The organism is Actinosynnema sp. NPDC023658, assembly GCF_040639995.1.
In the GTDB taxonomy this organism is placed as follows: domain Bacteria; phylum Actinomycetota; class Actinomycetes; order Mycobacteriales; family Pseudonocardiaceae; genus Actinosynnema.
In genome coordinates, this window is record NZ_JBFAAX010000418.1 from 1 (window position 1) to 5,082 (window position 5,082).

The 5,082-nt window shown below is 74.2% G+C and carries 4 protein-coding genes; 2 read left to right on the top strand and 2 right to left on the bottom strand.

The genetic code is table 11. The annotated features are described in order from the left end of the window. The first annotated feature begins 511 nt into the window (after positions 1 to 511). On the top strand, positions 512 to 1,999 hold the full coding sequence (locus AB0G02_RS27885; protein ID WP_360799369.1) for an AMP-binding protein: 1,488 nt from the start codon (positions 512 to 514) through the stop codon (positions 1,997 to 1,999). Between the two features lie 4 nt (positions 2,000 to 2,003). After that, positions 2,004 to 2,897, top strand: a complete 894-nt coding sequence (locus tag AB0G02_RS27890; protein ID WP_360799372.1) for a DMT family transporter — start codon at positions 2,004 to 2,006, stop codon at positions 2,895 to 2,897. A 9-nt stretch (positions 2,898 to 2,906) separates the two neighbouring features. On the opposite strand, the gene AB0G02_RS27895 is transcribed toward AB0G02_RS27890, so the two are convergent. Both AB0G02_RS27895 and AB0G02_RS27900 read right to left on the bottom strand, forming a co-directional pair. Next, complete coding sequence (locus AB0G02_RS27895; RefSeq protein ID WP_360799375.1) at positions 2,907 to 3,773, bottom strand: hypothetical protein; 867 nt, start codon at positions 3,771 to 3,773, stop codon at positions 2,907 to 2,909. Positions 3,774 to 3,973: 200 nt separating this feature from the next. Further along, complete coding sequence (locus tag AB0G02_RS27900) at positions 3,974 to 4,984, bottom strand: hypothetical protein (RefSeq protein WP_360799378.1); 1,011 nt, start codon at positions 4,982 to 4,984, stop codon at positions 3,974 to 3,976. Positions 4,985 to 5,082 lie beyond the last annotated feature (98 nt).

A 5,082-nucleotide genomic window follows, 5' to 3' on the forward strand; every position in this document is an offset into this window, starting at 1 on the left:
GGCGAACCCGAGCACCGCGGCCACACCCGCGCCGAGCACGCGGCGAACCGCTCGGAGACGACGTCGTTCCCTGAGCTTCCTCGTCATGGTGAACCGTTCCTGCTGAGGGGTGGCGGCCCGCCAGGAACGTACAACCGGCCCGTTCGAGCCGTACAGGTCCGATCCCGTTATTTCTTGTCCGGAGTCGTGTGACTTTGTGTAGTTCTGCCGTCGATCACACCGTGCCCGGTGCCGGCGGTGGCGGGATGCGGGATCGCCGCGGCGACCGAGGAGTCGAGTCCGGTCGCGCATCTCGGATGTCCGGCGGTGGCCCGGTTTTCGGGCTCTTCACTCAATCGTGTGACTCCAGGCGTGGCCACCTGGGACTTCGGTTTTCGGGCGGCGCGCGGGACGGCGGACGGTGATCAACAGCGCTTGACAGTCCTCCGCGCCGGCGGTCAACCTCGGTGCCGGCGACGATCGGGGGAATCGTGGCCGTCCACTTCGACGTGATGACGGGGGAATCATGTCGGTGAGCCACCCGACCCTGGGCGAGCATCAGGGCACCAGCGGGAACCTGGTCGAACGGCTGGAACGTCTCGCGCACGACCGCGGCTGGCTGGAGCGGTCCGCCTACCACGACGGCACCGCGACCTACCGGTTCGTCGACGTCTACGAGGGCGCGGGCAGGGCCGCCGCCGCGTACTCCGCGCGGGGGTTGGGCGTGGGCAGCCGGATCGCGCTGGTCCTGCCGGACGGCATCGACGCGGTGTGGGCGTTCCTCGGCGCGCTGCGGATCGGTGCGGTCGCGGTGCCGGTGAACTCGACCCTGCACCCGGCCGAGCTGCGCCGCGCGCTCGTGGTCGCGGAGCCGGACGCCGTCGTGTGCGAGGAGGACCCGGGCGGTCCGCCTGCCGAGGTGATCGCACCGGCGGACCTGCGGGTGGACGGGGTCGTGCCCTGCGCACCGGTCACGCCCGAGACCCCGGCGTACGCCGTGTTCACCTCCGGCACCACGGGCGAGCCGAAGCTCTGCTTTCACACCCACGGCGACCCGGGCGTGTTCGAGCGGGCCATCGGGTCGGTCGTCGTGATCACGCCGGACGACGTCACGTTCTCGGTGTCGCGCATGTACTTCGCCTACGGGCTGGGCAACTCCGTGTTCCTACCGCTGCACGGCGGGGGCGCCACCGTGCTGTCCCGGGCGCGGGCGACGGAGGCCGACGCGCTGCGGATCATCGAGGAGCGCGGCGTGACGGTGTTCTACGGCCAGCCGAGCTTCTACGCCCGCCTGGTGCGCCACCCCGACCACGCCGTGCTGTCCGGGCTGCGGCTGGCGGTGGTGGCCGGCGAGGTGCTGCCCGACGTGCTGGAGGAACGGCTGCGGCGGCTGCTCGGGTGGCGGCTGCTGAACGTCTTCGGCACCACGGAGATCGGGCACGCCGTGGTGGCCAACGCGATCGGCCACAGCCGTCATCGCACGATCGGGCGGATCCTGCCGCCGTACCGGATGCGGATCGTGGACGAGGAGGGCGCGGAGGTGCCGCCGCACGTGCCGGGCTCGCTGGAGGTGGCGGGCCCGACGATCGCGCCGGGCGTGAGCCGGGGCGGCGACCCGCCGGCGCGCACCGGGGACTCCTGGTACCCGACCGGTGACGCGGCCACCGTCGACGAGGCCGGGTACGTGCGGCTGCACGGCCGGGTGGACGACGTGGAGATCGTCGGCGGCCAGAACGTGCACCCGGCGGAGACCGAGGACTTCCTGATGCGCCACCCCGCGGTGCGCGAGGCGGCGGTGTGCTCGGCACGGCGCGGGACCGGCGTCACGACCCTGCGCGCGTTCGTGGCGCTGGAGGAGCACGCGTCACCGGAGGAGGTGCGGGCCGAGCTGCTCGCCGGCGCGCACGCGTCCCTCACCTGGTACAAGGTGCCGGAGGACGTGGTCTTCGTGACCGAGCTGCCGCGCACGCCGACCGGGAAGCTGCGGCGACGTGACATCCGCGCGATGGCCGGGGGCTGATCCCGTGGAGCGGAGCGGTGTGGACGGCAAGGCCGCCGCGGCGGTCGTCGTGACCATGGTGCTTTGGGCGTCGGCGTTCGTCGGCATCCGGTACGCCGGGGCGCACTTCCAGCCGGGGTCGCTGGCGCTGGGCAGGCTGCTGGTCGGCGCGGTCGCGCTGGGTGCGGTCGCCGCGGTGCGCCGCGTCGGGGTGCCGCCGAGAGCGGCCTGGCCGGGGATCGCGGGGTCCGGGGTGTTCTGGTTCGCGCTGTACATGGTGGCGCTGAACTGGGGCGAGCGGCACGCGGACGCCGGGACGGCCGCGCTGGTCGTCGGCGTCGGCCCGGTCCTGGTGGCGTTCCTGGCCGGTTGGCTGCTGCGCGAGGGCTTCCCCCCGCGGCTGCTGGGCGGGCTGGCGATCGCGTTCGCCGGTGTGGCGGCGGTCGGGCTGTCGAGCGGCAGCGGCGGTTCGACGACCCGGGGCGCGCTGCTGTGCCTCGTCGCGGCGGCCGGCTACGCCGTCGGGGTGGTGGCGCAGAAGCCCGCCCTGCGGCACGCGTCCGCGCTCCAGGCCACCACGTTCGGCTGCGTCGTGGGCGCGGTCGCGTGCCTGCCGTTCGGCGGGCAGCTCGTCGGTGACCTGCGCGACGCCCCGGCGAGCGCCACGGTGGCGGTCGTGTACCTGGGCCTGCTGCCGACCGCGCTGGCGTTCTACACGTGGGCGTACGCGCTGTCCCACATGACCACCGGCAGGCTCGGCGCCACGACCTACCTCGTGCCGGTGATCGTGGTGCTGCTGTCGTGGGCCGTGCTCGACGAGGTCCCGGGCCTGGTGGCGCTGGGGGGCGGAGTCCTGTGCCTGCTCGGCGTGGCCGTGTCGCGGACCAGGCCCAAACCCGCCGTCACGGCGACGAGGTGACCCCGGCGGTCACGACGGTCGGGTGGCCGCCAGGTCCGCGAGGCCCTGGCGGTCGAGGAGGTCGAGGCGCTGGTCGCCCTGCCCACCGGACCGCGCGACCAGGCCCCGCCGTTCCAGCGCGCCCATCGCCTTCCTGAGCTTCTCCGTCACCAGCGAGCCCTTGCCCCTGGCCGCGAAGTCGGCCTTCTCCTCGGGCGTCAGGGTCGGCGCGACCTTCTTCTTCCACACGTCCAGCAGGTCGGCCCGCGCCACCGACGTCTCGTCGCCCGTCAGGTCGAGGATGATCTCGGCCAGCACGCGCGCGTGGTCGTCCCGCTGGGCCGCGTGCTCCCTGACCAGCGCCTCCAACGACGTGCGGCTCGTCGCACCGGTCGTGCCCGGCACGTCGAGCGCCGCCAGCCGCTCCCACAGCGCCAGGTCCGCACCGGTCGGCTCGGTCCCCGCCCCGAGCACGGCGGCGCGGTGGGCGTCGATCGCGGAACCCAGGGCGACCACCAGGCTCATCAGCTCGTCACGGACGTCGTCACCGCGCAACTTGCGCACCTGGGCCGCGATCAACCGGTGCTGCTCCCGCACCAGCGTCTCGAAGTGGGCGGTCTTCTTGGCCCGCTCGCCCTCCTCGACGAGGTCGCGGTCGTGGTCGGCGCGGCTGATCTCCCCCGCCGACAGCCGGGCGCGCGCGGCGTCGCGCTCGGCCTTGCGGTGGGAGCGGTCCGCCGCGATCCGGTCCAGCATCCCCAGCAGCACCCGGCCGGTCTGCTCGACGTAGGCGTCGGAGGTCAGCTCCCGCCACACCTCGGGATCACGGCTGCGCAGCGCGTTGTTCACGAACCGGTCCGCGGCGTGGTCGTCGTCGGGAGGGTAGGGCAGTGCCACGGTGTCGTCCTTCGTCGTGCGGTGTCCGGGTGCCCGGGGCGCCTGGACAGCAGTCACCGCGCGAGCCGATCGCCACAGTGTCCCAGCTCGACGTCCGGCGCCGCCCGCCAGTCCGAAGTGGTCCGTCGGGTCCGGCTCCCTGCGGACGTCCTCACCGAGCGGTCCATCCCGGACGCGGGGCGCAGCGGGGTCCGCGACGCTCAGGCGGGCGGGCCGAACGCGCGAAGCCTGCGCACCTGCGAGCGGAGTTCGGCCGGCGTGGCCCGGTCGAGCGCGGCGGCGACGTCGTCGAGCAGGTCCCAGTACTGCCACTTGTCCGGCCAGTCCAGCGGGACCGAGGTGATGCGGGCGGCGCACGCGCGGACGGCCAGCCTCACCCGCGTGACGGCGTGCTCACCCTCGTAGGCCGGTTCCGCCCACAAGGAGTCCGCCACCGCGAGGTCCGCGAGCAGCGCGGCGTGCGCGGCCTGTGCGGCAGCGCGTCGGGTCTGCCCGTCACGTCGGGCGCGCACGTGGTCGGCACTCGCCTGGAGGGCGGCCGCGACCAACGCGATCACCGCCGTCTTGACGACCTCCTTGACCACGGACTCCCCCACGCTGAACGCGCCCGCGGCCGCCGAGGCGAGTGCGACGAACCCGAGGAGGGCGAACTTCGACACGAACGCCAGCACCCGGTCCAGCAGCGAGTGGTCCTCGGTGACCTCCACCTGCCGCAGGCTGTTGCGCAGCCACTGGACCTGCTGGAGCGCTCGTCGTCGTCCGGCGGGGTCGAGGTCGCCGTGCCGGGCCAGCGAGGCCACCACGGCGTCGACCCGGTCGGGCGGCAGGTCGAGGAACCCGGCCACCACGGCCAACGGCATGACCGCGACCGCCGAGATCGCCACCAGGCGCGGCACCGCGTCGCGCACCCGCTGCCGCGACCTCCGGTCGCCGGTCTGCCTCAGGTGCTCCTCCGTGCTGTCCAGCAGCACGTCCAGGTCGCGGACGACGTCGACCAGCGCCCGGTTCGCCAGCCGCACGTCACCGGAAGCGCGCGCCGCGGCCCGCTCCTCCTCGTGGTACAGCAGGAGTTCGAGCACGGGCGGCGCGGCGGCGGCCTTGTCGTCGTCCTCGTGCTCCCGGTGCGCGCCGACGACGTCGGGCCGGGCCGGGGGCACCGGGAGCTGCTCGGCCGCCCGCCGGGCGTCGGCGACGACCGAGACGTCTTCCACGTCCTGGGGGCGGGGGCGCGCGCGCGCCCCCCCGTGGCGGTGGGGGGGGCAGGTGTAGACAAACCCAACTCGGCCAGCGCTACATACCAGCGGGCCCA